Here is a 21,899-nt window from a genome sequence, read left to right on the forward strand (position 1 = left end):
GCTTTTCAGCAAGATAGGGAATTTGTCGCAACCCAGCTTAGAATGTGCCCGCCAGGGTAGATAGAATCCTATAATCCGAATTATGTTTTCTAAATTGAAGTCGGTTCAGTACTTTTGCCTCCATTTGCTTAACCACCTGAAAACACACGAACTGAAAACGTTTCCATTCAGATCGTCTTGCAACCGGTCGACAGATGCGGGATGAATGGTATTCCATGTCAGTTGCATCTAATCGGCCCGCGCGCCCGGAAAGCATCCCCTGATGGCCCGTCTCGGATTCGAACGCATCTTCCAGGTCCTCGGCCAACGGAATTACGGCGTCTTTTCGCTGGGAAATTCCCTCAGCCTGATCGGCACCTGGATGCAGCGTATCGCCAGCGGATGGCTGGCCTGGACCCTGACCGAAAGCGCGACCTGGGTCGGTGCCATCGCCTTTGCCGACCTTTTTCCCTGTGTTCTGCTGGGGCCATTCTCGGGCGCGGCGGCGGATCGTTGGGACCGGCTGAAGGTGCTCAAGATCGGCCAGGTGCTGGGCTTTTTGCAGGCCGTTCTCTTGGCGGTCCTCTACCAGACCGGGTCGCTGTCGATCTGGCCCCTGTTCCTGATCACGCTGTTCCATGGTTGCGTCACCGGGTTCCTGCAGCCCTTCCGCCTGGCGATCACCGCGGGGCTCGTGACACAGGAATGGCTGAACACGGCCATCGCCATCAATTCCGTCACCTTCAACCTTGCGCGGTTCGTCGGGCCTGCGGCGGCGGGGCTGCTGATCGCGCTTGGCGGGCTGGGCGGAACCTACATGGTCAACGCGCTGACCTTTGGCGTTTTCGTCGTCGCGCTCAGCATGATCCGGCTGAACACCAGGCCCAACGGCAAACACGCCGACAGCTTCCTGCAAGAGGCGATGATCGGCGTGCGGCATGCCGTGTCGACACCGGGCGTCAACGTCTTGCTGCTGCTGACCGTGGTGGCGGGCATCGCCGTCCGTCCGGTGGTCGAGCTGCTGCCCGGTTGGGCGGCAGAGGTCTTTGACGGCACCTCGGGCGATTTTGCGGCACTCACTTCGGCCTTCGGGATTGGTGCCGTGATTGGCGGGCTGTGGCTGGCCGCCCGGCAATCGGCCAAGGGTCTGGCGCTGATCATGATCGGGTCGCAGGCGGCGATGTGCGCGGTGCTGATGCTGTTCGCGCTCAGCACCCATATCTGGATGGCCCTGCCGCTGGCCGTGCTCACCGGCGCGACCATGGTCGTTGGTGCGGTGTCCGCCCAGACTCTGACCCAGATCGTCGTGCCGGATCACCTGCGCGGGCGGGTCATGGGCATCTGGGGCCTGACCGTGCGCGGATCGCCGGCCATCGGGGCGCTGATCGTCGGCAGCGCCTCGGACGTCTGGGGCATGCGGCCACCGCTGATCGTCGGGGTGATCATCCTGCTGGCGGTGATCGCCTATGTCGCGCTTGGCTTTGACCGGATGCGGGCCAGCCTCGAAGACACGCTTTAGGCCGTCATCCCCCCATCGACCGGCAAGGCCGCGCCCGAGACAAAGCTCGCCTCGTCCGATACCAGGAAGAGCGCGGCATTCGCGATCTCCTCGGGCCTGGCATTGCGGCCCAGCGGGGTTTGCGTTGCGCGTTGCGCGACCATTTCCTCCTTGTCCTGGTTGGCCTGCGGCGTGTCGAACCGGGCGATGAATTCGCGCAGCATCGGGGTATCCACCCCACCGGGGCAGATCACGTTGGCGCGGATCCCCTCGCCCGCCACCCGCTTGGCCAGGGACCGGGTCCAGCCGACGACACCGAATTTCATCATCGAATAGGCCGGGCTGCGCGGCGACCCGGCCAGACCCGCGGTCGAGGCCGTGTAGACAAGCGACCCGCCCGCGCGCTTGCGCATCTCGGGCAGGGCGGCGGCTGTGGTGTGGGCGATCGTGCGCAGGTTCAGATCGAGCGCCAGTTCGAAAACGTCCTCGTCCATGTCCTCGACCCTGAACGGTCCCGGATGCCCGGCATGCAGCCAGGCGAAGTCCAGCCCGCCGAAGGCCGCGACCGTCTCGGCCACGATATCGCGGGAAAAGCCGCGCTGCGTCAGGTCGCCGACCAGCGGGATGGCCCGTCCCCCGGCTTGCGTGATCTGGGCGATGACCTCTTCCACGGCCTTGGCGTCGAGATCCACGACGCCGACCGCTGCGCCCTCTGCCGCGAAGCGGATCGCCCCGGCCCGGCCCATTCCGGACCCGGCGGCGGTGACCAGCCCGATCTTGTTCTCAAGTCGCATTTCGTCCTCCTCCCGTTTGGCGCCATATGGCATACCGTTTTTTCCATCATGCGCCGAAATCCCTGAATGTCGAGTATTGCCTGGCATACCGAAGCCTGTTTCAATGCCCCAAATCCTGGGGAGGAGCCGATGTCACATCCAATCGCAGAGACCGCCGCAGGCCGGATCGAGGGACGCCGCCATGGCCGCACGAAAGTCTTTCGCGGTATTCCGTATGCGGCCGATACCGGTGGGGAGGGACGGTTCCGCGATGCCGGCCCCGCCCCTGCGCCACCCGCCGTGGCCGACCAGATCGGGCCCCGTGCGCCGCAGGTGCTGCCGGAGGGCAAAGGCCCCTCGTTCTTCAGCTTCCTGGCCGAAACCTCGCCGCTGAGCGAGGATTGCCTGCGCCTGAATGTCTTCGCCCCGGAAGAGCCCGGAGCCAAGCGCCCGGTGATGGTCTGGCTGCATGGCGGGGCCTGGATCTCGGGGTCCGGCAACCGGCCCTCGGCGCATGGATCGATCCTGGCCGAGGCGGGCGACGTGGTGGTGGTGACGATCAATCACCGGCTCAACGCCTTTGGATTCACCTGGGACGGGACCGATGCGACCGATCCCAATGTCGGCCTGACCGATATCATCAAGGCGCTGGAATGGGTGCGGGACAATATCGCGGCCTTTGGCGGCGACCCGGACTGCGTCACCCTCTTCGGGCAATCGGGCGGCGGGGCCAAGGTGTCTGTCCTGATGGCGATGCCGCGCGCCAAGGGCCTGTTCCACCGCGCCATCGTGCAAAGCGCCTCGCTGCATATCGAAATGGCAACACCGGAACGGGCGGTGAAATGCGCCGAACTGCTTTATGATGAGTTGGGGCTGAAGATCGGCGATCGCACCGCGTTGGCCGACGTGCCGATGGAGGCGATCCTGAAAGCCCGCCTGCGCGCCGTGGCCCGCAATGACGGGATCGACGATTTCCGCCCTGTGGTGGATGGCAATGTCCTGCCTTTCGATCCGTTCTCGCCGGCGGGGCTGGATCACCATGCGGATATCCCGATGATCGCAGGCTCGACCCGCGAGGAAATGACCTTCTTCATGGCCTATGACGGTGAGGGCGTCTTTGACATGCCAGAGGCGCGGGCCCGCCAGATGGTAGCGGATTTCTTCCATATGAGCCTTGCCGACAGCGCGCCGCTTTTCGACAGCTATGCCTCTGCTTTTCCTGGAAAAAAGCCCGGTCAGGTGGCCGAGACGATCTTCACCCAGGCCCGCTATACCCGCAACGGATGCCTGGCCGCGGATCGCAAGGCAGCGCATGGGTCCGCACCGGTCTATCGCTACCGCGTCGACTGGCAATGTGCCCCCTGGGACGGCCAGCTGGGCGCCCCGCATACGGTCTGCATCCCGCTGGTTTTCGGCACCACCGAAACCGCGCGCGAGATGCTGGGACGGGACGCGCAGGCCGATGCGCTGAGCCGCCGGATGATGGCCGCCTGGACGCAGTTCGCGCGCACCGGGGATCCGAATTGCGACGCCCTGCCCCACTGGCCCCGCTATGACGCGACGGACCGGCCCAGCATGATCTTCGACGCTGAATGCAGCGTCATGAATGACCCCGGCAAGACCGAGCGCGAGCTGATGGAGCCCTGGCCCGCCTTTCGTGTCGGCATGATCCTGAAGGGGATCAAACGGGCGGTTTAGAGACGAGATCGCGCAGGATCGCGTTGAAGCTCTCGGCAGCTTCGAACTGCATCCAATGCCCGGTTTCGGGCAGGATGTGGGTGTCGGCGGCGGGGTTCATCGCACGGATGCGGGCGGGCCTGTCAGGAAGCTCGGCCGGGTCGACAAAGGAGTCGCTGTCGCCCCAGACGCAGGTCAGGTTGCCCTTGTAGCCGGGCACGCTGACGATCAGGCCGGGGCCCCAATCGACCCGTTCGACCCGCAGGCGGGCCATCGCCGTGCATTCGTGCTGGATCCGCAGGGCCAGGGGGGTCACCGACTCGGGCCGCTTCAGCATGATGGATTGCAGGTTGGCACGCTGCGCGGCGATCAGGTCGTCCCCGGTCCGATTGCGCACCGACACCATCGCCGGGGTGGCCGGCGGGGCAATCCCGGCGGGGGCCCCAAGCAGGACGTGGGTCTGCCGCCCGGGATGTTCCAGCAGCAGCGGACCGGACAGCCCGCCGCCAAAGGAAAACCCGACAAGACGATAGGGCGTATCGGGGCCGATCACCTCGTCCAGGGCGCGCGCAATATGCGCAGCGATGTCGACCAGCCGCACCGGCGCGGGCGGCGTATCGGACCGGCCATAGCCCGGAATATCGGGGATCAGAACCCGATGGTCATGGCTGAACGCATTGATATTACGAACAAAATGCGGCCATGAGCCATAGGCGCCATGCAGCATGACCATGACCGGCGCATCGCGCGGCCCCCATTCCGCCCAGTGGATCCGCGCGCCCTCCGGCCCCGACCAGATGGAGCGCGCGGTGTCGCGCAGCTGATCCAGCTGGGCGTCGGGCTGGCTGAGCTCCGGCGGAAGCGGCACCACGGGCATCTGCATTCAGTAGCCCTTGAAATCCGGCAGGCGCCGTTCGTTCATCGCGGCGACACCTTCCTTGAAATCGTGGGTCGGGCGGACCAGCGCCTGTTCGAACGCCTCGTTGTAGGTGGCCTGGGCGAAGTCCGCGGCCATGCCCGCGCGCAGCGTTTTGCGGGTGCCCTGCACGGCCAGCGGGCCGGAGCGGGCGATCTCGGTCGCCATTTCGATCGCGGTGGCGCGGACATCGGCGAGCGGGACCAGCCGGTCGAGCAGCCCGATCTCGAGCGCCTCTTCACCGGGGACGCGTTCGCCGGTGTAGAACATCCATGCGGCCTTCTGCCGTCCGACGATGCGGGGCAGCGTGTAGGTCGTGCCGAAACCGGGGTGATAGCCCTGCCGCGCAAAGTTCGCCGACAGACGGGATTCGGCGCATCCGACCCGGAAATCGGCGGTCAGCGCGAGGCCGATCCCGGCCCCGACAGCGGCGCCCTGGATCGCTGCGACAACGGGTTTTCCGTTGGAAATCAGGCGATGCGCCTCCTGGTAGAGGTGGCGGCCGGCCTCCTGCGTGATGGTGTCGTTATCGTCCTTGGCGCGTTCGGCCAGGTTGGCGCCGGCGCAGAAATGCTTGCCGTCCGAACACAGCACGATGGCGCGGCAGGTCTTGTCGGCATCCAGTTCGTCATAGGCATCCGCGATATCCGAGATCAGGTCGATATCGACGAAATTGTTCGGCGCGCGCTGCAATTCGACGATTGCGACGTGGTCCTGCCGGGTGATTTTGACTTCGCTCATGTGTCCTCCCTCGTGGGTCCTAGAGACCCGGTATCCTGTCTTGCAGCGAATGGCGTGCGATCAGCATGCGGTGCACTTCGCTGGGGCCTTCGTAGACGCGCATGGTGCGCACATGGTTCGCCATCATGGCAAGGGGCAGTTCCCGCGTCATCCCCATTCCGCCATAGGCCTGCATCGCCTTGTCGATCGTGTCCCAGGCCAGTTCGGTGCCCATCAGCTTGACCATCGAGCATTCCGTGCGCGCCTGTTCACCGCGATCGACCTTGCTGGCAGTGTTGTAGACCATCAGCCGCAGCGCGTGGAGCTGCATTTCCGCATCGGCGATCCACCATTGGATGGCCTGCCGGTCGGCGAGCATTTCGCCGAATGTTTTCCGTTGCTTGACCCAATCCTTCATCAGGTCGAGCGCATAGCGCGTCTTGCCCGCACACCACGCCCCCATCTGCACGCGCCGCACGTTGAGCCGGAGCTGCATCGGGCCGAAGCCGTTGCCAAGCTCGCCCAGCAATGCGGATTTGGGCAGGCGCAGGTTATCTATCACGATTTCATAGGTGTTGCGCCCGCCCAGCATGGGAATTCGGCGCTGGATGATGAACCCGGGCGTGTCCTTTTCCACCACGAAGGCAGAGATACCGCCACGGGCGCCCTTGGACGGGTCGGTCGAGGCCATGAGGATCGTGAAGTCGGACTTATCTGCCTTTGAAATCCATATCTTACGTCCGTTGATCACCCATTCGTCCCCGTCGAGGATCGCGCGGGTCGTCATGGCAGCCGGATCGCCGCCGCCGCCGGGTTCGGAGATCGCGATGGCGCTGATCGCCTCGCCGCGCGAATAGGGTTCGAGGTATTTGACCTTCTGCTCTTCGGTACAGGTCTGCATCAGCATCCGCAGGTTGGGGCTGTCGGGCGGGAAGTAGTATTCGACGCAGGTCTGACCCATCTCTTCCCAGACGCCGACCATGGTCACCGCGTCGAGGTTGGAGCCGCCATATTCTTCAGGTCCATCAAGGGCATAGAGGCCCAGCTCCTTGGCGCGGGCATCCAGAACGGCCTGTTCCTCGGGCAGGAGGGAGGAGGCGCCGCCGCCTGCCTCGCGGGCCAGCACCTTGGGTTCCAGGGGGCGGACGTAATCGTCGCGGAACCGGGCGCAGAGGTCGCGCAGCATCTGCTGTTCCTCACTCAGGGTGAAATCCATTTCTCCTCCTCCTTACAAAGGGATAAGCACTGCGTCGGCGACGGTAAAGCTGCCGTCGGGGTGCAGGATGATCGGGTTGAACTCCATCTCGGCGATCCAGTCGGAGCCGGCGATGGCGGCCTGGGACAGGCGCGAAATCAGGCCGGAGATCTGGGCAAGGTCAATCGGGGCAGACCCACGGAAGCCATTGAAAAGAGGCGCGGATTTCAGCTGTTGCAGCAGCGCTTCGGCGCGGGCGGGGCTGAAGGGCGCGGGGTAATGGATGACGTCGCCGAAAAGCTCGACCCCGGTGCCGCCGGCGCCCAGCATCATGATCGGCCCGAAGGTGGGGTCGTTGACCATGCCGACGACGATCTCGATCCCGCTGGGTGCCATGGGCTGCACCAGAACCCCTTCAATTTGTGCATTGGGATCAAAGGCCTGCGCGTTCCGTGTGATATCGCCAAAGGCCGCGCGGACGGCCTCTTCCCCGGTCAGCCCAAGGCGGACGCCACCCGCATCGGTCTTGTGCAGGATGTCCGGAGACGAGATCTTCAGCACGACCGGACCGCCGATTTCGGCAGCGGCCGAAGCGGCCTCTTCCGCGGTGGTGACGAGCCTGTCGGCCTCACCGCCCAGGCCGTATTCGGAGAGGATTTTCCGGCATCGGTATTCTGTCGGTATTACGTCGGTATCACGTCGGTGCATCTTCGGTGTTGCCGCCACAGCGTCGGAAATCGGCGAAGCGAGGACCTGCGCGTAATCGGCCAGCGCGCGCAGCCCGGCGGCGCAATGGCGGATGTCGTCCATCAGGACCGACCCGTTCTCGGCGGCGACGCGACGGGCCAGGTTCGACGGTAGGGTGTAGCAGTAGATCAGCAGCGGGGTCCGGGCGCGGTCGACGATCCGGCGGATCGCCTCGGGCACGAGAGAGACGGAGGTTTCCCGCGCGGCGGAGATGACAAGCTGCACCATGTCGATCTCGTCGCATTCATCCAGGACCTCGGCGCAATGCAGCAGGACCGGGCCGGTGCTGGCCCCCTGAGCGGTGATGTCGACCGGGTTGAGGGCGGAGGCATGAGGCGGGATTTTCGGCAGGATCCGTGCCTGAACCGCATCGGACAATTCAGGGACGCTCAGCCCGTAATCGGAGAACACGTCGGCGCCTGTCGTGCCGCCCCCGCCCGAGGCGGTGACCACGCCGACGCGACGCCCCCTGGGCAGCGGACAGACGGCGAAGGCGGCGGCGATCGCCACGGCCTCGTCCATCTCTTGTGCCTCGACGATGCCGTAGCGGCGGAACACGGCACGATAGGCGGAATGTTCCCCCGAGAGCGACGCGGTATGGGACGCCGCCGCCCGCGCCCCGGCAGAAGATCGGCCCAGCTTGACCATCACGACGGGTTTGCCGGCCTCGCGCGCAGCGGCGGCGGCGCGCATGAAGCCCGGCCCGTCGCGGAGCCCTTCGCAGAGGATCATGATGATCTTGGTGGCCGGATCGCGGACCATGCAATCGAGGTAATCGGCGGTGGTCAGGTCCATTTCGTTCCCGGTGGACACGACATGGGAAAAGGACAGGCCAAGCGCCCTGCCCCGCGTGAACATGGCAAAACCCATGCCGCCGGATTGAGAGATCACGCCGATCCGCCGGTCGGGCGCGGCGTCGGGCATGGTGTCCTCGGGCAGGGCTTCGATCACCGGGGAAAAGGTGGCAGAGACATTGTCGACCGCGTTGTAGAACCCTTCGGCATTGGGCCCGGAGATGCGGATGCCGGTGCGATCCGCGATCTCGCGCAGCTGGTCCTGAAGCGCCTCTGCGGTCTCGCTGCCCTCTTCGGCGAAACCGGAGGAGATGATGATGACATTGCCGACCCCGGCGCGCGCGCACTCCTCGACCGAGGCCGGGACCTGCGGCGCGGGAATGCAGATGATCGCCAGATCGACCGGGTCGGGCACGTCGAGGATCGAGCGATAGACCTTGTGCCCGTCAATCTGATCCTCGCGCGGGTGGATCGGGAACAGCTTGCCGGAATACCCGGTCAGGGTGGCGAAGTGGAACAGCATGCCCCGGATCTTCTTGCGATCCGCCGTTGCGCCGATGAAGGCCATGGCGCGAGGGTTGAAAAACGTGCCGGAGAGCGGCGGCCGATTGGGGGTTTGCGGGGCGTTCATCGCGATCCTTCGTTCCGATACCTTGGCCAAGGGGCGGATCACGGTCTGCCCATTTGGTATGCCATTTTCGAAATTGTTACCGGCTGCCTACCGGGCGGTCAACAAGTGAAGGCTGTTCAGGCTGTGGCTGGGCCGTGCGATGGTATGCGGTTTGTGCCCACGCAGAAGTGCCCGGCCGCGATGCAAAGACGGGGTTCCGATGCGGGGCGTGGGCGGCTAGGCTGTGGGAAATCCGCTTGTATCAGAGGCTTAACCCCATGTCCGACGACGACGTCCCGCCGCAGAAATCCCCTGGTCCCAAGATGCCGGGCAAGCGGCGCAAGGCGCAGATCCTGGGCGCGGCCACGGAATTGTTCGCCGAAGCCGGGTACGAGGGCACGTCGCTGCGGGCGGTGGCCGAGAAATGCGGGATGACCAAGGCCGCGCTCTACTATCATTACGACGACAAGGAAGCGTTGCTGAAGGCGGTCGTGGAATACCGCCTGACCCGGATGATCGAGAAGCTGACCGATGCCGTCGAGGGCGTGCCGCAGGACGATCCGCTGGCGCGTATCCGGGCGCTGGTCGGCACCTGCGCGCGGCATATCGACGAGGAGCGTGCGGGCTGGGTCGTGTCCTCGCGCATTTTCTGGTCGATCGAACAGGCCTCGGACAAGGCGGCGATGATCGCGTTGCGCGACCAGTTCGAAAACCTGTTCCGGACCGAGATCGCCCGCGCGATCCAGGCCGGGCAACTGGCCAAGGTGGATGCGGGGATGCTGACGCGGATGATCCTGTCCTGGCTGAACTACCTGCCGCGCTGGCATCGGGTTGACGGACCAAAGAGCGCCGAAGAGGTGGCGATGGAATTCCTGGGCATGACATTGCACGGGGTCGAAGCCCGCTGACCGCGCGGTCAAATCGTATACCATGCCGTCGCGCCCTTGACGCCAAACCCATGTTTGACCCGGAAAACAAGGCCGCGCTATAGTATTCCAATTCTCACGATCAGGTTGGACACGGGCGGCGCATGGCAGACAAACAAAACTCATCCCGCCTCGCGCAGAACGCCTACGAGGCGGTCCGCGACGCGATTGCCAACGGGGACCTGGCCCCCGGCGACCGGATTTCCGAATACAAGACCGCCGACTGGCTGAAGATCAGCCGGACGCCGGCGCGCGAGGGTCTGCTGCGGCTGGAGGCCGAGGGGCTGCTTGCGCATCATCCGCGGCGGGGGCTGGTCGTCGCCTCGATCGACAACGAGGCGCTGAAGGAGATCTTCGCGGCCCGCGAGGTGCTGGAACGGTCGCTGGCCGGTCAGGCCGCGCGCAACGCGTCCGGGCCGGAGCTGGATCAGCTGATGCGGATGACCGACAAGGAGGCCGGGCTAGTCGAGGATCGCGATGCGATGGTGCAGCACAACAAGGATTTCCATGGGATGATCCGGCGCTGTGCCCATAACCGCTACCTGATGAAATTCAGTGGCACGCTGGAGGATATCATCGCCGCCGACCGGCGCGGCACCTCGCTGGTCGACATGGAGCGGCGGCATGCGGTGATCGGTGAGCACCGCGCCCTGGCCGAGGCGATCGCCGCGCGGGACGTGACCCGGGCCGAGGACCTGGCCGCACATCACATCCGCAATTCCTACGCCGCACGGCTGAAGCTGAAACTGCCCGACGATCCGGCCTGAGGCCTGACCTGACGGGGCAAAGGAAAACCCCCCGGCGGAGGACCGGGGGGTTCGTGAGTGACGTCTTGGGGGGCGTCGCTCAGAGCTTGAGATTGTCGAGCCGCTGGTCGCCCGGCAGCTTGGACCTCTCAAGGATGATCTTGGAAATCGCGCGGGCCCGGATCGGCGTGAGGTTGGCCAGGATGGGCGCGGCGGTGCGTTCGTTCATGGAGCCGAGCACCATCACGGACACCTCGATATCGAGGTCGTTCATGATCGCTGCGGCCTCTTTCGGTTTCATGTTGGAATAAAGCGCGACAAGGCGGCGGACATCGTCGGTCTGGGCGGCTTCGACCTTGGCCAGAAGCGCCTCAAGCTCGGTCTTCAGCTCGGCCAGTTCGGCCTGGTCCTGGCGGGTCTTTTCACCGGCGAGGTCGATCTCGGCCTCGCGCCGGGCCAGTGCGGCCTTCTGGTCTTCCAGCATCTCGCGTTCGGACTTGATGGCGAGGAGCATTTCCTCGGGCATGTCGCAGTTCAACTCGGCCGAGGCCTGGGTGGCTTGCGGCACCGGCGTCGCTTCGGGTTCCGGCGGCGGTGTCGAGGTCGCGGCGTTGGCGGGGCCGGCAAAGAAATTGCCACCCACGGGCAACGCCTGTTCGGTTTCGGACACCGACAGGGTCAGCTTGGCCACGCCCATGCCCACGAGGGCGATCAGCATCAGGGGCAGCGGACGGATGGCCATTACGCGCCCCGGGTCCGGGCGGTTTCGAAGAAGCCGCGCACCAGGTCGGATTTACCCGAGACGCGGGTGACACCGGCGGGGCGGGACGCCTTTTCACGGCTGGTGCGGAAGGACACGACATCGGGTTGCGGCTGGGCCTGCTGCTGCGTCGGTGCGGCGGCAGGTGCGGAATTGGCGGCCGGCTGGGTGCGGACCTTTTCGGTCATCGCCTTGAGCATCGAAACGGAGCTTTCCGATTTCTCGACCGCCTGGGAGAACTGGCCGACCATCGGCTCCATCTCTTTCAGGACGGACATCAGCATCCGCACGCGGCGGTCGACCAGGAAGGCATAGCCAAGGGTCCCACCCAGAAGGACAAGGATCAGCACGTCAATCAGGAAGGACATTGGACATTTCCTCTTCGTCTTTGAGTTGCTTTTGAATCTTGAGCGCCAGGCGCCCGTTGCGGCGTTTGCCGGATTGTGCGCGATAGAGCTCGTGCCCGCCGCAGCACAGTGTCACCAACTGGTCGGCGTCGATCCCGAGATCGAGGACCTGACCCTTTCTCCAGTTCAGGACTTCCTGCATGGGCACGGTGGTTTCGTGCAGGCGGGCGGCGACCGAGACCTCGGTGTCGACGATCGCGTCGGTCATCTTCTTCTGCCAGCTCTTGTCGCCGCCAAGGGCGCCGCCGTGGAACGGCTGTGCCAGGATCGGGCGGATCGTCGAGAAGGCGTTGTAGGGAAACAGGAAATAGAGATAGCCGTCGCGGTCATCCATCGTCAGGTGGACGCGCAGACGCAGGCAGCCGGTGTTTGGCGGCGCCAGGACCATGGCCTGGGGGTTCGTTTCCACGTGGGAAATCATGAACTCCACCGGCATCAGTTTGGCGAAGGTTTCCGACAATTCCGCCAGGATCAGGGTCATCATCTCGCGGCCGATCTTGCGTTCGATCGCGGTGAAGCTGCGCGGTTTCCAGCTGGACCGTTCCGCGGTGCGCCCGCCGAAGGTGATTTCCAGCGTCGAGATCAGCAGCGACGGGTCGATAATCGTGGCGAAGGGCCCTTCCCAATCCGAGGCCTCGGTGATCGAGATCAGCGAGGGGTTGGGCAGCCCTTCCAGGGCCTCGGACATCGGCATGTATTCGGTCGCGTCGATGGAGGCCTCGCAAATCGCGCCGACATAGGATTTCAGCGCCGGACCGATGGCCAGGACGAACCGCTCCAGGATCACTTCGAGGATCGGAAGTCGTTCGTAGGACCGTTTGGCCCGCTGAATGATCTCTTCCTCGACGGGGGCGCCCCGTAATGCGATCTGGTCTGTTGCTTCTGCTGTGGCTGGGCTCATGGCGTTACTGCACGATCAGGTCTGAGATGAGGATTTCTTGCGGGGCCTGCGAATCCGATATCGTCCGGGCGCGGCGCAGCAATTCGGCCTTGAGGATCGCCAGCCCGGCAGAGCCCTGCACGTCCCGTTCCGACAATTGCCGCAGGTAATCCTGGAAGCTGTCCCGGAGGTAGAGCTTGCGTTCCTCGATATGGTCGGCCCCGGCCTTGGAGCTGTCATAGACCAGCGCGGTGTTCAGCTTGAGGAATCGGGTGGTCTGGCGACCGGTGGCCGTGGTGGCCGAGATGTTGACGATGATTTCCTTGAAGGGCGTGACCATCACCTTGCTGGACGGATGTTCCGGCGCAGGGGTGTGGCTGTCGCCGTCCTCATCGCCGTGACCGTCATTGGCGGCGGTCTTGGGCGCTTCGACCTCGGACCCGGTGACCAATGCGACGGCCTCGTCAAAGCCAAGGGACGCGACGAGGCCGCCAGCGAGGGCTGCCACCCCCAAAGCCAGCACCAGGACCAGCGTCATCAGCCGTTTGCCCATGGATTGTCCCTTGTTTCTGCCTTCCCTGTTCCGTCAGCCCCCAAGGCCAAGAACAAAACACGGATTTTTCTTGCGATGTTCTTTGGAAACATGCCGATATCCAGCAAGTTTTGCAAGTATAAACTGTAAACTTCACTTGATTAACAAGAATAGATCGGCTTATTCTTGTGCCAGTCTTAATGTTAATTAATCCGGGACGGGGGCAGGCGTGCAAGCCTTGTTAGAAAACCTCAAGGCTTTGGGGCAGGGGCGTTTGATCGCCCTGGGCGCAACCGGCATCGTGCTTGTCTTCGCGATGTTTTTCGGTGTGCGCGCCGTCATGGAGCCCGCCTACTCTACCCTTTATCGCGACATGGATCCGGCCGAGGCAGGTCGCATCGTCGGCGCGTTGGAGCAGGCCGGCTACCGGGTCCGCGTTGATTCGGGCGGTGCCGCGATCAGCGTGCCGCAGGAAGACCTGGCGCGGGCGCGGATGGAAATGGCGGGTCAGGGCCTCGTCAGCGACGGCGCGGCCGGCTGGGAGCTTTTCGACGAAGGTTCGGGCCTGGGGATGAACGCCTTCATGCAGCGGATCAACCGTCTGCGCGCCCTGGAAGGGGAGCTGGCCCGGTCGGTCCAGACCCTCGACGGGGTGGAGGCCGCACGGGTTCACCTGGTTCTGCCCGAAAGAGAGGCGTTTTCACGGGAGCGCCCGCAGCCCTCTGCCTCGGTCATCGTGCGCGGGCGTCCGGGTCATCAGGTCACGACCCGGCAGGCCCAGTCGATCCGGGCGCTGGTATCGTCTGCGGTGCCGGAAATGGCGCCGGGCCGTGTGACCGTGCTGACCTCCAACGGGGCGACCGTTCTGGCTGAAGACGGCGAAGGCGCGGCCGAGGTCACCCAGCAGGCGGTCCGTACCTCGGTCGAGGATCGTATCGCGGCCAACGTGACCGATATCCTGACCGCGCGGGTCGGGGCTGGAAATGCGCGGGTGAAGGTGAGCGTCGATCTGACGACGGAACGCCAGGTCATCCGCAACCAGAGCTTTGATCCCGACCAGCGCGTGGTGCGGTCCACGGAAATCCGCGAGGAGAACCGCGAGGATCTGGATCGTGGTCAGGGCGAGGTTGGCGTGATCGACGATATCCCCGCCTCGCTGACCGATACCGGCAATGCCGAAGGGTCGTCCAACACGATGACCCGCACCGACGAGGTGGTGAATTACGAGATCGGCACGACCGAAAGCGAGACGGTGCGCGAACCCGGTGAGATCGAGCGCATCTCGGTCGCGGTTCTGGTGAACGGCATCTACAATGTGCAGGATAACGGCGACGTTGTTTACGAAGAGCGCAGCGCGGAGGAACTTCAGCGGCTCAATCAGCTGGTTCAGGCGGCGATCGGCTTCGATCAGCAGCGCGGTGATACGATTTCAGTCGATAGTCTGCGGTTCATGGATTATTCCATGGATGTGGGGGAGCCGATCTCGGACGGGATCATGGATGTGCTGAAGCAGAACATGATGTCGATCCTGCGCGGCGTGTTCGCTCTTGCGGTTGTGGCAGCTGTTCTTCGGTTCGGCGTCATGCCCGTCGTGGCGCGGGCCCTGCCGGAGCGGATCGAAGTCGACAAGAAAGCGGACCCCGCCCTGACCGAAGGTGAGGAGGGTGAGACCCAGTTGGTCGAGGGGCCGAACGGGCCGCAGCCGCAGATGATCGGCAACCAGCAGCAGGCCAGGGTGCAGCATATCCACTCCAACCAGCCGCAGGCCCAGACGATCCATCATCACCACAACGCGATGAGTGGCCAGGTGCTGGGTCCGGACGGCTATGACGACGGCAACATGGTCAACCTGGCCTCGGTCAAGGGCGGCGTGCAGCGCGGCTGGATCGAGACGGTCAGCGAGCTGATCGAGAAGCAGCCGGACGATTCTTTGAAGGTCGTGAAGACCTGGCTGGCAGAGGGGCCGTAACAGATGCCTTTCGTGTTCGATCGGGATTTTGACGAGGAGGCGGAGCAGGAAGAGCGCCGCCTGATCCGTGCCCGTCGTGCCATCTATACACCCGAGGATGTCGAGGACGCCGTCCGCAAGGCCCGCAAGGAAGCCTATGAGGACGGCCGTCTGGCCGGTCGCGCGGAAGCGTCGGTGGAACATGCGGACAGCACCGCGGCAAGGCAAGCGGATGCTCTGGTCGTTCTTGGCCCGGCAATGAAGGACCTGCTGGCCCGTGCCGATCAGCACCGCGCCGCGCTGGAGGGCCAGGTGCTGGATTACATCCTGACCGTCTTCCGCCAGGTCGCGCCGGAACTGATGGACCAGACCGCCGTCATGCGCACCGAGGCCGAAGCGCGCCAGGCCATTCGCATGGCCGTTGGGGCGGCATCGTTGAAGATCCATCTGCCGGCAGAGATCGCGGCGGACATGACCACGCGGATCGGCGAACAGGCCACGCAGGCGGGCTTTGCCGGACGGGTGCAGATCCTGCCCGACAGCAACATGCAGCCCGGTGACACACGGGTCGAATGGGATCACGGCATGCTGGATTTCAGCCTGTCCAAGATTTGTGACGACATCATCAAGGCCCTGACCGAGGCCACCGCCGAAGCAATGGCGCGGAAGAAACACCCAGGAGAGGAGTGACCCCCTTGGCGGACGAGAACGACAAGAACGAAGAGCTGGAAAATGACACGGTGGCCGGAGCGGGCGCCGATGCGGGTGTCGACCCTGTCGCCGCGGCCGGCCTGGCGGGCGAAGAGGAAACCGTTCTGGACGCGATGATGGGCCCCCGCCCCGGCGACAGCAGCGGTTACAACATCGACGCGATGCTGAATGTCGGGCTGAACGTCCAGATCATCCTGGGCCAGACCCGGATGGCGATTTCCGAGCTGCTGAAACTGTCGCGCGGTTCGGTGATCGAGTTGAACAAGCGGATCGGTGAGCCGGTCGACATCGTCATCAACGACCGCACCGTCGCCCGTGGCGACCTGGTGAAGCTGGACGAGGATCGCGTCGGCGTGTCGCTGATCGAGATCGTCAAAGACTACGTGTCGGAGAAGAAATAACGTGACGCGGACGGGGTTTACCGTCCGCATCTGGGGCCCGGCGCTTCTGGCGCTCGGGCTGATTGTGCTTGGTCATCCGGCAGCGGCGCAGGATGGCGGGTCTTTCCTGAGCTCGATCACCGACGCATTGAGCGATGCGGCCCCCGGCACGGATGAACGCGCGACGCTGTCGGGGCGCATCCTTCAGCTGATCGCCGGGATCACGGTGCTGTCGATCGCGCCGGGTCTGTTGGTGGTGATGACCAGCTTTACCCGTTTCGTGATCGTGTTCTCGATGTTGCGGTCGGCGCTTGGCCTTAACCAGACGCCACCCAACATGGTGCTGTCGTCGATGGCGCTGTTCATGACCTTCTTCGTGATGCAGCCGGTTTTCGAGGACGCTTGGGAGGGCGGGATCCAGCCGCTGATCAACAATTCGATCACCGAGGACCAGGCGCTGGAGCGCACGGCGGAACCGTTCCGCACCTTCATGTCGGCCAATGTCCGGGAAAAGGACCTGCTGCTGTTCCAGGACATTGCCGCACGCAGCGCCGGTGACACCGACCCGGTCCCGACCGAGGGCGTCGAGGTCGACGAGACCCCCAGCTGGCGTGCCCTGGTGCCGGCCTTCATGATCTCGGAATTGCGGCGGGCGTTTTCGATCGGGTTCCTGATCTACCTGCCCTTCGTGGCCATCGACCTGATCATCGCGTCGATCCTGATGTCGGCGGGCATGATGATGCTGCCGCCGGTTTTGATCTCGTTGCCGTTCAAGGTGATCTTCTTCGTTCTCATCGACGGCTGGTACATGCTGGCCGGTTCGCTGATGGAAAGTTACTTGCCCGCCGTTGGCGGGGGATAGGAAAGGATAGGCTCATGGCCGTGACCGATTTGCAGCGCAACAGTGTCGAACGCCGCGTGTCCAAGAAGCAGAGACCGCTGAAGGGGCCCGAAAAGGCCGCGATCCTGTTCCTGTGCTTGGGCGAAGCGCGGGGATCGTCCCTGATGCAGCAGCTGAGCGACGAGGAGATCCAGGTGATCACCCGCGCGATGGCCGGGCTGGGCGTGATCGATGCCGAGAAGGTCGAACAGGTGATGCTGGACTTTACCGAGGGCGTGGCCAATGGCGGCGGCGTGGTCGGGTCGTTCAGCGTGGCCGAGGACATGCTGCGATCCTTCCTGCCGGAGGACCAGGTGGATTCGATCCTCAAGGACATCCGTGGCCCGCTGAAGGAAAAGGACCTGTGGGCGCGGTTCTCGTCCCTTTCGGAAAACGTGATCGCCAACTACCTGAAGAACGAGCACGACCAGACCGCCGCCGCGATCCTGTCGAACGTGAAGACGGACGTCGCCGCGAAGGTGCTGCCGCTGCTGGGTCAGGAGAAGATGGAGAACGTGGTCGAACGGATGATCCGTATGGAGGCCGTGCCGCACCACATGATGCGCCAGATCGAGGAAACCCTGCAGACCGACATCATCAGCGCCCCGGCCCAGCCGACCACGGCCGAGCTTCAGCAGAAGATGGCGGACCTGTTCAACAAGCTGGACATGGTTGCCTTCCAGGACCTGTCGGAAACGCTGGAAAAGCGGATCCCCGACACGTTCGGTGCGATCAAGAACAAGATGTTCGTGTTCGACGATCTCATCAATCTCAACCCGATGGACCTGGCCCGCGTCATGCGCGGCGCGCCGGGCAATGCGCTGCCCATGGCGCTGCGCGGGGCGAAGAAGGAGATTCGCGATCACTTCCTCAACGCGTTGCCGGGACGGTCGCGCGACATGCTGGAAGAAGAGATGAACACGATGGGCCCGGTGCGCGGTCGCGACGTGCGCGAGGCCCAGTCGGGTCTGGTGGATTACGCGAAGGAGCTGGCGGACGAGGAAGTCATCCGTCTGCCGCTGGCCAGCGACGACGACGAAGAGTTCATCTGATCAGCGATAGAGCATGGATGCCGAATAGCTCACCGGAGACACGCCAAGTGTCCCGGTGATGATGGAGCTGGCATTGCCGCCCCCCTGAAGCATCACCAGCGCGGCGTTGTTCGCCGTGGCGGTGCCGTTCAGCGCGTCGGAAATCGCGATGTACTTGCGGACGAGCTTCTCGACGACCTCGGGGTCCTGAAGGGTTTCGAGGTCGATCTTGTCGCGGATCTGTTCGGCCTGCTTGTCGATGTCCAGCTGCGCGGAGGCGGCGGGAATGCCGAGCGCGGTGCGGAAGAACTCCGACATTTCCGTATCCTGGAGGATCTGGAACGGGTTGGTGATCTCGGACGCCTTGGCGCGGAATTCCAGTGCGGTCCCGACGGTGGAATTCTGATCTTCGGCAAAGTTGATGAACTGGCGTTCGACGTAGCGGTCGACCATGCGGTTCTGCCAGCCGCTGAGAATGGTGTTGAGGTTGCCGACGCCGTCCTGACCGAAACCGAGGGTTTCGTACATTTCGCGGAAGCGCGGATCGGTGAGCCGGTTCACCAGCGCATCGGATTCCTCGATATTGCTCTTGAGCACCTTTTCGATCATCGCGCGGCCGAAGATCTGATCCTCGAGGTCGAAGGCGCGCATGACGAAGGCATACAGCTCCTGGTCTTCCATGAGCTGGTCGACGGTCTCCACGTCCCGGATGTTTTCCTTGAAATGTTCGATGGCCCGCTTGTGCTGGGCCGAGTTTCGAATGGTTTCAAGCTGGCTGTCCTTGGTCGCGTCGACCAGGGACAGGCCAGTAAAGGACGGGAGACCGGCTATCGGTATCATCCGGCACTACGGCGCGGGGCCGCCTCTTCTGCTGGATCGGGAAGGGCCTCGCCTGCTTCGCGGGCGGCGCGGCGGGCTTCGCGGTCCATCTCGTCCTGCACGCTGGCCGGACGCGGGATATGCGCGCCAAGGATTTCCGCCTCGCGCTTCATCAGCGGACGCAGACAGCGCAGCGCCTTGTAGAAGTCGCCTTGGCTGACATGGTTGGCGGCCTCGAAGACCAGCTGGACATTGGGCGGGCCGAAGGTCGTGGCCAGCGCCGCCAGCTGTTTCTGGATCGGGCTGCGCAGCTTGTCCTGCAGGTCGGGTTCGGTCAGGGCCGACTGGACCAGGAAATAGGCCTGGTTCACCGGGGTCACGGCGGCCTTTTTCGACAGCAGGTCCGCCCCGCGGACGACGTCGGCCTTGGTTTCGATGACGATGGTCGATTTCCGCGACGAATTGCGGACGACACAGCCGTTGATGACGATGCGCTCGTAAGGCTTGAGCGTCAGTTGCAGCGCCATCCGGTTACCCCTGCGGTCCGGGCGCCTGGCCGGACAGGCCGGCGATCACGCTCTGATTGATCTGGATGAGGGCGCCGAGGCCGGCACTGCCGCCGATGACCTGACCGGTCTGGCGTTCGACGAAAAGAGCGAGGGAAATAAGGCCCGCCTTGAGCTGCGGCGGCATGGCGTTGTCGGGCTGGGACAGATCGTATTTGATCGCGGACCAGAGCTTCTGATTGTCGTGGAGGTGGGTGCTGAGACCCTTGGCGAGGATTTCACGGCGCTCGCCCTTGGCGGTGGCTCGGTCGAAATCCTGGGAGTGTTTCTCGAGTTCGCTGGTCACCCGTGCAAAGACGCGTCTTTCGATCTGACGGGGAGATTCACTTTCTCGAATCGTGCGTTTGTACGCCGCGATGCTCATGTTACCTGTCCTCAATTGCCGCATTCTGCGGCTGTTTTGTCTCAAACTCCCCCCGGGTTCGTCCCAGGGTGGAAAGGCAAGGGGCCGTGACCGTGCCGCGGCCCCTTACTTTTATCATGCAACCAAATGGTTACCGGAACAAGCTCAGAATGTTCTGCGGCGACGAGTTTGCGATTGACAGTGACTGCGTCGCAAGCTGCTGCTGAACCTGAAGGGCCTGCAGGCGGGCTGCTTCTTCTTCCATGTTCGCGTCGACCATCGAGCCGATGCCGCTGTCGAGACGGTCGGTCAGTTCCGTGAGGAACTCCTTCTGGGTCTCGATGGAGCGTTCGGCGATGCCCAGGGCAGTTGCCGAGGACACGGCGTTGGCGAGCTGAGCTTCGGCCGTCTGAAGGGCGGCCAGCTGCAGCGCGGCAGTGCCGGCGGAGGTGATGGAAACCGCGTCCAGGGCGGACTGGATTGCACCCAGATCCTGCTGGACGAAGTCGACGGTGGTGGTGGTGATCGAACCGCCGGAGCGGGAGATACCGGTCACAACCGTCACGGTCGCGGTGGAGTTCACGTAGTCGGTGCCGTTGAAGGTCGACTGCGAGATGGTGGTTGCCATACGTGCAACGAGTTCATCCAGTTCTGCCTGGACGTCGTCGCGCACTTCCTGCGTGCCGCCCTGTGCGAAGGCAACGCGTTCCGCGAAATCCTCGGCCAGGTCGACCAGGGTTTCCGCGCCCAGGCGGGCGGTGGAGAGTGCGTTCTTCTGCAGGGTGAGGCTTTCGTCGATCGCCTTGTACATGCCGCTGTCGCCGGACATGGTCTTGGAGATCGAGAAGTAAGCTGCGTTATCTTTACCCGAGGAGATCTGCAGACCGGTGGAGATCCGGTTCTGGGTTTCGCCCAGCGAGCTGTTGATGTTGCGCAGCGTGGACAGCGCGGTCATTGCGCTGGAGTTGGTCAGGATGGAAGACATTTTCTGCTCCGATTATTTTATATCGCGGCTTCGACATTCTGTCTGAAACGGGTTGCCCCGTATGTACACGGTCCGTCCGATGCGCCGGCCCGCCGGAAGACCGACAGGACGACACGCGCGGATCGGAAACGCGCCTGTTTGCGATAATTGGGTATCAAGAGGCCGCTATCCCTCGCGGCCCCCATGGCTCACCTGTGTTCGCGCTTAGCGGAACAAGCTCAGAATGTTCTGAGGCGCCGAGTTCGCGATACTTAGCGATTGGGTCGCAAGCTGCTGCTGGACCTGCAAGGCCTGCAAGCGGGCAGCTTCCTCTTCCATGTTCGCGTCGATCATTGACCCGATCCCGCTGTCGAGGCGGTCGGTCAATTCCGTCAGGAACTCTTTCTGCGTCTCGATCGACTTTTCGGCGATGCCCAGTGCAGTTGCCGAAGACACGGCGGATGCCAGCATGCTTTCGGCGGTCTGGAGATCGGCCAGCTGCGCGCCAGCGGAATCCGAAGTGGTCAGGTCGATAGCGGCCAGCTGAGCCTGGATGGTGCCCAGATCCTGCTGGAGGAAGCTCATCGACGTGGTCGAGATGGAGCCAGAGGTCGAACGGCTGATGCCGGTCACGACGGTCACGGTGGCCGTGTCGTTCACGTAGTCGGTGCCGTTGAAGGTCGACTGCGAGATCGTGGTGGACATACGTGCAACCAGTTCGTCCAGTTCTGCCTGGACGTCGGCACGCACTTCCTCGGTGCCGCCCTGTGCGAAGGCAACGCGCTCGGCGAATTCTTCGGCCAGATCAACGACGGTTTCGGCACCCAGGCGGGCGGTCGAAAGCGCGTTTTGCTGCAGCGTGAGGCTTTCGTCGATCGCCTTGTACATGCCGCTGTCGCCGGACATGGTTTTGGAGATCGAGAAATATGCTGCGTTATCCTTACCCGAGGAGATCTGCAGACCGGTGGAGATCCGGTTCTGGGTTTCGCCGAGGGAGTTGTTGATATTGCGCAGCGTCGACAGCGCCGTCATGGCGCTGCTGTTCGTCAGAATAGAAGACATTTTCTGCTCCGATATTTTTTTATCGCGTCATCGAC

Annotated in this window: 23 protein-coding genes; 9 read left to right on the forward strand and 14 right to left on the reverse strand. The window is 63.8% G+C overall.

What is annotated here, in order from left to right:
- Nucleotides 1-262 precede the first annotated feature (262 nt).
- A complete protein-coding gene (locus tag ATO9_RS20300; RefSeq protein ID WP_043753761.1) occupies nt 263-1,498 on the forward strand; it encodes an MFS transporter in 1,236 nt (411 codons plus the stop codon).
- Here the strand turns inward: ATO9_RS20300 and ATO9_RS20305 are convergent.
- Nucleotides 1,495-2,271: an SDR family NAD(P)-dependent oxidoreductase gene (locus tag ATO9_RS20305; RefSeq protein WP_043753913.1), complete on the reverse strand. Its 777-nt coding sequence runs from the start codon at nt 2,269-2,271 to the stop codon at nt 1,495-1,497. The genes ATO9_RS20300 and ATO9_RS20305 overlap by 4 nt on opposite strands.
- Nucleotides 2,272-2,400: 129 nt before the next feature.
- Here ATO9_RS20305 and ATO9_RS20310 point away from each other — a divergent pair, with 129 nt between their 5' ends.
- Nucleotides 2,401-3,948: a carboxylesterase/lipase family protein gene (locus ATO9_RS20310; RefSeq protein WP_052418491.1), complete on the forward strand. Its 1,548-nt coding sequence runs from the start codon at nt 2,401-2,403 to the stop codon at nt 3,946-3,948.
- Here the strand turns inward: ATO9_RS20310 and ATO9_RS20315 are convergent.
- The 4 genes from ATO9_RS20315 to ATO9_RS20330 are packed head-to-tail and all read right to left on the reverse strand — an operon-like array spanning nt 3,932 to nt 8,930.
- Nucleotides 3,932-4,810, reverse strand: coding sequence for an alpha/beta fold hydrolase (locus tag ATO9_RS20315; protein ID WP_043753764.1), 879 nt, complete (start codon nt 4,808-4,810; stop codon nt 3,932-3,934). The two genes, ATO9_RS20310 and ATO9_RS20315, sit on opposite strands and share 17 nt — an antisense overlap.
- Entirely contained in the window at nt 4,811-5,584 is a 774-nt protein-coding gene (locus ATO9_RS20320; RefSeq protein ID WP_043753766.1) for an enoyl-CoA hydratase/isomerase family protein, read from the reverse strand.
- 19 nt (nt 5,585-5,603) lie between these two features.
- Complete coding sequence (locus tag ATO9_RS20325; protein WP_043753770.1) at nt 5,604-6,779, reverse strand: acyl-CoA dehydrogenase family protein; 1,176 nt, start codon at nt 6,777-6,779, stop codon at nt 5,604-5,606.
- 12 nt (nt 6,780-6,791) lie between these two features.
- Nucleotides 6,792-8,930, reverse strand: a complete 2,139-nt coding sequence (locus ATO9_RS20330) for an acetate--CoA ligase family protein (protein WP_052418492.1) — start codon at nt 8,928-8,930, stop codon at nt 6,792-6,794.
- A gap of 257 nt (nt 8,931-9,187) precedes the next feature.
- Here ATO9_RS20330 and ATO9_RS20335 point away from each other — a divergent pair, with 257 nt between their 5' ends.
- Both ATO9_RS20335 and ATO9_RS20340 read left to right on the forward strand, forming a co-directional pair.
- Nucleotides 9,188-9,817 carry a TetR/AcrR family transcriptional regulator gene (locus ATO9_RS20335; RefSeq protein WP_043753774.1) on the forward strand — a complete coding sequence of 210 codons (630 nt, stop codon included), beginning with the start codon at nt 9,188-9,190 and terminating at the stop codon, nt 9,815-9,817.
- Between the two features lie 122 nt (nt 9,818-9,939).
- Nucleotides 9,940-10,602, forward strand: coding sequence for a GntR family transcriptional regulator (locus ATO9_RS20340; protein WP_043753778.1), 663 nt, complete (start codon nt 9,940-9,942; stop codon nt 10,600-10,602).
- Between the two features lie 79 nt (nt 10,603-10,681).
- On the opposite strand, the gene ATO9_RS20345 is transcribed toward ATO9_RS20340, so the two are convergent.
- Genes ATO9_RS20345 through ATO9_RS20360 form a run of 4 tightly spaced genes read right to left on the reverse strand, consistent with a single transcriptional unit; the run spans nt 10,682 to nt 13,181 of the window.
- Nucleotides 10,682-11,323: a MotE family protein gene (locus ATO9_RS20345; protein WP_043753782.1), complete on the reverse strand. Its 642-nt coding sequence runs from the start codon at nt 11,321-11,323 to the stop codon at nt 10,682-10,684.
- The gene (locus ATO9_RS20350) at nt 11,323-11,709 is read right to left on the reverse strand and encodes a hypothetical protein (protein WP_043753785.1); all 387 of its coding nucleotides are present in this window, start codon (nt 11,707-11,709) and stop codon (nt 11,323-11,325) included. The genes ATO9_RS20345 and ATO9_RS20350 overlap by 1 nt, the downstream gene beginning before the upstream one ends.
- Entirely contained in the window at nt 11,693-12,649 is a 957-nt protein-coding gene (locus ATO9_RS20355) for a flagellar motor switch protein FliM (protein WP_043753788.1), read from the reverse strand. Before ATO9_RS20355 ends, ATO9_RS20350 begins: the two co-directional genes overlap by 17 nt.
- 4 nt (nt 12,650-12,653) lie before the next feature.
- Complete coding sequence (locus ATO9_RS20360) at nt 12,654-13,181, reverse strand: flagellar basal body-associated FliL family protein (RefSeq protein ID WP_238318830.1); 528 nt, start codon at nt 13,179-13,181, stop codon at nt 12,654-12,656.
- 208 nt (nt 13,182-13,389) lie between these two features.
- Here ATO9_RS20360 and fliF point away from each other — a divergent pair, with 208 nt between their 5' ends.
- The 5 genes from fliF to ATO9_RS20385 are packed head-to-tail and all read left to right on the forward strand — an operon-like array spanning nt 13,390 to nt 18,131.
- Nucleotides 13,390-15,129, forward strand: a complete 1,740-nt coding sequence (gene fliF, locus ATO9_RS20365) for a flagellar basal-body MS-ring/collar protein FliF (RefSeq protein ID WP_043753791.1) — start codon at nt 13,390-13,392, stop codon at nt 15,127-15,129.
- A gap of 3 nt (nt 15,130-15,132) precedes the next feature.
- Nucleotides 15,133-15,798, forward strand: a complete 666-nt coding sequence (locus ATO9_RS20370) for a FliH/SctL family protein (RefSeq protein WP_043753793.1) — start codon at nt 15,133-15,135, stop codon at nt 15,796-15,798.
- A 5-nt stretch (nt 15,799-15,803) separates the two neighbouring features.
- Entirely contained in the window at nt 15,804-16,220 is a 417-nt protein-coding gene (locus ATO9_RS20375) for a FliM/FliN family flagellar motor switch protein (RefSeq protein WP_420329722.1), read from the forward strand.
- A gap of 1 nt (nt 16,221) precedes the next feature.
- Nucleotides 16,222-17,061, forward strand: a complete 840-nt coding sequence (gene fliP, locus ATO9_RS20380; protein WP_043753796.1) for a flagellar type III secretion system pore protein FliP — start codon at nt 16,222-16,224, stop codon at nt 17,059-17,061.
- A 14-nt stretch (nt 17,062-17,075) separates the two neighbouring features.
- Nucleotides 17,076-18,131 (forward strand): flagellar motor switch protein FliG, encoded by a 1,056-nt coding sequence (locus ATO9_RS20385; RefSeq protein WP_043753798.1) that lies wholly within the window; start codon nt 17,076-17,078, stop codon nt 18,129-18,131.
- Here the strand turns inward: ATO9_RS20385 and ATO9_RS20390 are convergent, their stop codons facing one another.
- The 5 genes from ATO9_RS20390 to ATO9_RS20410 all read right to left on the reverse strand — a co-directional run bounded on the left by ATO9_RS20390 (nt 18,132) and on the right by ATO9_RS20410 (nt 21,864).
- Nucleotides 18,132-18,950 carry a DUF1217 domain-containing protein gene (locus ATO9_RS20390; protein WP_043753801.1) on the reverse strand — a complete coding sequence of 273 codons (819 nt, stop codon included), beginning with the start codon at nt 18,948-18,950 and terminating at the stop codon, nt 18,132-18,134.
- Nucleotides 18,947-19,456, reverse strand: a complete 510-nt coding sequence (locus ATO9_RS20395) for a flagellar biosynthesis repressor FlbT (RefSeq protein ID WP_052418493.1) — start codon at nt 19,454-19,456, stop codon at nt 18,947-18,949. The genes ATO9_RS20390 and ATO9_RS20395 overlap by 4 nt, the downstream gene beginning before the upstream one ends.
- A 4-nt stretch (nt 19,457-19,460) precedes the next feature.
- On the reverse strand, nt 19,461-19,859 hold the full coding sequence (gene flaF / locus ATO9_RS20400) for a flagellar biosynthesis regulator FlaF (RefSeq protein ID WP_043753804.1): 399 nt from the start codon (nt 19,857-19,859) through the stop codon (nt 19,461-19,463).
- A 130-nt stretch (nt 19,860-19,989) separates the two neighbouring features.
- Nucleotides 19,990-20,823, reverse strand: a complete 834-nt coding sequence (locus ATO9_RS20405; RefSeq protein WP_043753807.1) for a flagellin N-terminal helical domain-containing protein — start codon at nt 20,821-20,823, stop codon at nt 19,990-19,992.
- Between the two features lie 204 nt (nt 20,824-21,027).
- Nucleotides 21,028-21,864, reverse strand: a complete 837-nt coding sequence (locus ATO9_RS20410; protein ID WP_043753810.1) for a flagellin N-terminal helical domain-containing protein — start codon at nt 21,862-21,864, stop codon at nt 21,028-21,030.
- Nucleotides 21,865-21,899 lie beyond the last annotated feature (35 nt).

Origin of the sequence: Pseudooceanicola atlanticus, from assembly GCF_000768315.1 — a bacterium.
Taxonomy (GTDB): Bacteria; Pseudomonadota; Alphaproteobacteria; order Rhodobacterales; family Rhodobacteraceae; genus Pseudooceanicola; species Pseudooceanicola atlanticus.

Excerpts from the sequence above, each read along its gene's own strand:
- ATO9_RS20310 (WP_052418491.1), top strand. The coding sequence starts at position 2,401 with ATGTCACATCCAATCGCAGAGACCGCCGCAGGCCGGATCGAGGGACGC.
- ATO9_RS20330 (WP_052418492.1), bottom strand. The coding sequence starts at position 8,930 with ATGAACGCCCCGCAAACCCCCAATCGGCCGCCGCTCTCCGGCACGTTT.
- ATO9_RS20305 (WP_043753913.1), bottom strand. The coding sequence starts at position 2,271 with ATGCGACTTGAGAACAAGATCGGGCTGGTCACCGCCGCCGGGTCCGGA.
- ATO9_RS20355 (WP_043753788.1), bottom strand. The coding sequence starts at position 12,649 with ATGAGCCCAGCCACAGCAGAAGCAACAGACCAGATCGCATTACGGGGC.
- ATO9_RS20385 (WP_043753798.1), top strand. The coding sequence starts at position 17,076 with ATGGCCGTGACCGATTTGCAGCGCAACAGTGTCGAACGCCGCGTGTCC.
- ATO9_RS20315 (WP_043753764.1), bottom strand. The coding sequence starts at position 4,810 with ATGCAGATGCCCGTGGTGCCGCTTCCGCCGGAGCTCAGCCAGCCCGAC.
- flaF (WP_043753804.1), bottom strand. The coding sequence starts at position 19,859 with ATGAGCATCGCGGCGTACAAACGCACGATTCGAGAAAGTGAATCTCCC.
- ATO9_RS20340 (WP_043753778.1), top strand. The coding sequence starts at position 9,940 with ATGGCAGACAAACAAAACTCATCCCGCCTCGCGCAGAACGCCTACGAG.
- ATO9_RS20395 (WP_052418493.1), bottom strand. The coding sequence starts at position 19,456 with ATGGCGCTGCAACTGACGCTCAAGCCTTACGAGCGCATCGTCATCAAC.
- ATO9_RS20320 (WP_043753766.1), bottom strand. The coding sequence starts at position 5,584 with ATGAGCGAAGTCAAAATCACCCGGCAGGACCACGTCGCAATCGTCGAA.
- ATO9_RS20345 (WP_043753782.1), bottom strand. The coding sequence starts at position 11,323 with ATGGCCATCCGTCCGCTGCCCCTGATGCTGATCGCCCTCGTGGGCATG.
- ATO9_RS20350 (WP_043753785.1), bottom strand. The coding sequence starts at position 11,709 with ATGTCCTTCCTGATTGACGTGCTGATCCTTGTCCTTCTGGGTGGGACC.
- ATO9_RS20370 (WP_043753793.1), top strand. The coding sequence starts at position 15,133 with ATGCCTTTCGTGTTCGATCGGGATTTTGACGAGGAGGCGGAGCAGGAA.
- ATO9_RS20335 (WP_043753774.1), top strand. The coding sequence starts at position 9,188 with ATGTCCGACGACGACGTCCCGCCGCAGAAATCCCCTGGTCCCAAGATG.
- ATO9_RS20390 (WP_043753801.1), bottom strand. The coding sequence starts at position 18,950 with ATGATACCGATAGCCGGTCTCCCGTCCTTTACTGGCCTGTCCCTGGTC.
- ATO9_RS20405 (WP_043753807.1), bottom strand. The coding sequence starts at position 20,823 with ATGTCTTCCATCCTGACCAACTCCAGCGCAATGACCGCGCTGTCCACG.
- ATO9_RS20325 (WP_043753770.1), bottom strand. The coding sequence starts at position 6,779 with ATGGATTTCACCCTGAGTGAGGAACAGCAGATGCTGCGCGACCTCTGC.
- ATO9_RS20360 (WP_238318830.1), bottom strand. The coding sequence starts at position 13,181 with ATGGGCAAACGGCTGATGACGCTGGTCCTGGTGCTGGCTTTGGGGGTG.
- ATO9_RS20410 (WP_043753810.1), bottom strand. The coding sequence starts at position 21,864 with ATGTCTTCTATTCTGACGAACAGCAGCGCCATGACGGCGCTGTCGACG.
- ATO9_RS20300 (WP_043753761.1), top strand. The coding sequence starts at position 263 with ATGGCCCGTCTCGGATTCGAACGCATCTTCCAGGTCCTCGGCCAACGG.